A 2,987-nucleotide genomic window follows, 5' to 3' on the forward strand; every position below is an offset into this window, starting at 1 on the left:
TTTTGTAGAATAGCTATAAGCGCCATTTCAGGAATCATACTATATTCAAAAATAGCAACTCATCCCTGAAATTCGGAAGGAATCTCAAGATCAAAAGGAAACACTTCCTCCCCCAGTCATATCTAAGAAAATCAGCAAAAGAGCATAAGGCAAACTGTCCCCACATTCGTTAGGGAGTTGATAGTATCAACGTTTGCGGAAGAGGGGAATTTTCTCGCTACGCTACTATTTGCTTATACAATTGCTTATGTTTGCTTACATTGTTGCTTATAATCGCATATACAACCGCTTATATTTGCTTATGGAGCAACCAGCCAATATGCTATACTTATTTCGTAGAAGGGGTTCATTGTAGTAGCCTACCTCAACGAATAATAAAAAGCCCTACACGTCGTCAGTTCAGCTGCAATGTCTGACTTAAAACAAAAGCAAAAAGAAAAAGGGAGAACCTTAATTTAAGGTTCTCCCTTTTTTATTTTTAAATCAACATTTCTGCTGAAGTGCAGTTTTTTGCGTCTCAGTAGAAATGTTGATTTAATGCGCCTGATCAGTATATAAATCAAATTATTTGTTTTATATACTGATCCATCACTTTCCAATACGACACAACTTTTTCAAGTTCTTCAGCATCCAAAAATTCTAAATCCACCGACAACATTTCTTTAAAACTCTTTAACAGCGCATCGTAGTAAGAATTTCCTTTGTAATCATTATTCAAAATGTAATTCAAAAATCGATTATATACACCATGAGAAAACTCGTTAATAAGTTCAACTTTAGCAGTTAGTTCATAGTCTATTTTGTAACCCATATCAGCAAGCTCCTTTCGCTGGTCATTTTTCCTTTTAGCCTTGTTTTTAGAGAAAGGCAAGCATTGGGTGTGTGCGCACACACCCAAAAACGCAGTTGCGTTTTTCTTGTTAGGCTTCACCTAAAACCAAAAGAAAAAACGGAGACAAAAATTACTTTTTCATCTCCGTTTTTTCTTTGTCGCTGCACTCGATTTTTCAAGCCTTATTTTTCCAAAAACGCCACCATTTTCGATTTTTTAAATTCGTATTTTCAACCAAAAGCTGATCATTTTTTTCTTGCTGAAGTAATGTCAATTTTTGCTGATCACGAACCATTTGAGTAAGTTCTGAAATGTGATTATCTTTCTCTTTTAACTGTTCTTTTAAAAATAAGATTTCTCTTTCTGAAGAAGACACATCAAACAAATTATTTACCGGCATTTTACCGGTAAATTGACCGCTCATTGACTGGTAAATCGACCGAGCAACACCGATCAATTCCTTGTCTAGCATGATAATTTCATTTTCTTTATACTGGGCAAGGTCATATCCGGCTTTTATCAAGTAATTTCTCACTGTATTCTTGGTCACTCCAAGCTCATCAGCAAGGTTTCTAATTGTCATTTTATTGACCGAGTCAGTCATTTAATTTCTCCATTTTTTGTTCCCGCTCTTGATACACAGCATCAAAATACAAAGCTAGTAAATCCGGATGTGTCAACAAAGCAGTTTGGATCATTTTGCTATCAGGATTCCCACCTATACCACCATATGCATTCATAACTCTACCTAGTTCAATAACATTAGCGATATCATAATTTAAAATGAAATCACATACTTCTGTTAAATCCTCGATTTCCATGAAAACCCTCCTCATCATAATTATTTATGCGCCTTGCCTTTTATATTTACGACTAGCTATATACTTACCGAATAACAACGTATGACTATTAGCGACATCGAGAAGCTCATACAATTGAGCATCTAATAAATAATCTAATAGATCAGCATATTCTATAAAATCCTTTTCCCTAATCAGCGATTGAATTTCCCTTTTCATAATCGCTTTTTCATTCGAACTAATAGATAAATGGTGTTCTATTTCTGCTCCACAATGAGCTTTAATATCTTCTTTCCGATATTGAATTTTTTCAGGATTATCTAAATGAGCAAAATACCTAACCATTCCCCTAGCATTCGCACATTTCTGAGGATTAGGAGCGTTTAGTTTTGAAGTTATTTCTTTAACCTGCTCATAGCTTTTATTACTCCCAAACATCAAGAGAACATGCCAATGAGACTTTTTAATCTCGCCATCTGGATTGACGTCCTTATCATGCAGAGGACTTTCTACCCAGGGTATACACATATCATCCAAAATTTCACGCCAATTTTCAGGAGCCGATTCAGGATAAATCACACACGTCCAGTTCCTAGTACGATCATCTTTAGTTTTCTTCTTTACCATGATATAATCACCTAAACAGAGCCATAACAGATAGCAAAAGCGGTGCGCCAACACAATGCTTCTGCTATTTTTTTTGCCCAAGATCCTTTCTATTAGCATTTACCCAAACCGTAATTAACCCAGACTTGCTAAGCCCCATCTTTTTCGCAATTTTTTCAAGTTCTTCGGCAACATCTTCATTCAAAGTCACCGTGACTCTTTTTTTATCTTCAGCAATCATTTTTACCCTCCTGACAGTTTCTTGATTTCTCAAAAAACAGTGTAGCATATTAGGTGAAAAAGTGCACCACTTTTTCACCTAAAGAGCGAAAAACACCCCTCAAACCCTTGGTATTACTGATTTTTCCTTTTTTTTCGGCTGTATCCCTTGGGAGAGTAAGGCTAGACCCACTTTGGACACTGGACAGTGGACAATATAGGGGGGTGTCGTAGTCCCCCCTTTAGCGATCAAAATTCCAATTTTTTCAAAAATTTTCCAGCGCTACCGCTCGGAAAAAAAATCAAAACCTTGGGCGTTGCCCAAACCCAGCAGGAAATAATTTCCTGCACCTTCTACACGTTCGCCACTTGTGGGCGTCCCAAACAATGTGTTTGGGGTTCTAAAAGCGTGGAGTCTTGTTTGCAGCTATCAACTCCTTAAAGCCTCAAAGAGACGCTAAGAGGCTCTCACGAGCTCTCTAAGCGTCTCTAATTCGATTTACCGTTGACAGCACCTTACATACATTTCT

At 36.9% G+C, this 2,987-nt stretch carries 5 protein-coding genes; all 5 read right to left on the reverse strand.

Annotated features, from left to right (window positions below; all coding sequences use genetic code 11):
- Window positions 1-559 precede the first annotated feature (559 nt).
- The 5 genes from IGI38_RS24830 to IGI38_RS24850 all read right to left on the reverse strand — a co-directional run bounded on the left by IGI38_RS24830 (window position 560) and on the right by IGI38_RS24850 (window position 2,479).
- Window positions 560-811 carry a hypothetical protein gene (locus tag IGI38_RS24830; protein WP_438734619.1) on the reverse strand — a complete coding sequence of 84 codons (252 nt, stop codon included), beginning with the start codon at window positions 809-811 and terminating at the stop codon, window positions 560-562.
- 196 nt (window positions 812-1,007) lie between these two features.
- Complete coding sequence (locus tag IGI38_RS24835; protein ID WP_438734620.1) at window positions 1,008-1,436, reverse strand: hypothetical protein; 429 nt, start codon at window positions 1,434-1,436, stop codon at window positions 1,008-1,010.
- Window positions 1,429-1,653, reverse strand: coding sequence for a hypothetical protein (locus IGI38_RS24840; protein ID WP_438734621.1), 225 nt, complete (start codon window positions 1,651-1,653; stop codon window positions 1,429-1,431). The genes IGI38_RS24835 and IGI38_RS24840 overlap by 8 nt, the downstream gene beginning before the upstream one ends.
- A 24-nt stretch (window positions 1,654-1,677) precedes the next feature.
- Window positions 1,678-2,259: a replication protein gene (locus IGI38_RS24845; RefSeq protein ID WP_438734622.1), complete on the reverse strand. Its 582-nt coding sequence runs from the start codon at window positions 2,257-2,259 to the stop codon at window positions 1,678-1,680.
- 64 nt (window positions 2,260-2,323) lie between these two features.
- A complete protein-coding gene (locus tag IGI38_RS24850) occupies window positions 2,324-2,479 on the reverse strand; it encodes a CopG family transcriptional regulator (RefSeq protein WP_438734623.1) in 156 nt (51 codons plus the stop codon).
- Window positions 2,480-2,987 lie beyond the last annotated feature (508 nt).

Origin of the sequence: Enterococcus sp. AZ128, from assembly GCF_051714485.1 — a bacterium.
Taxonomy (GTDB): Bacteria; Bacillota; Bacilli; order Lactobacillales; family Enterococcaceae; genus Enterococcus_A.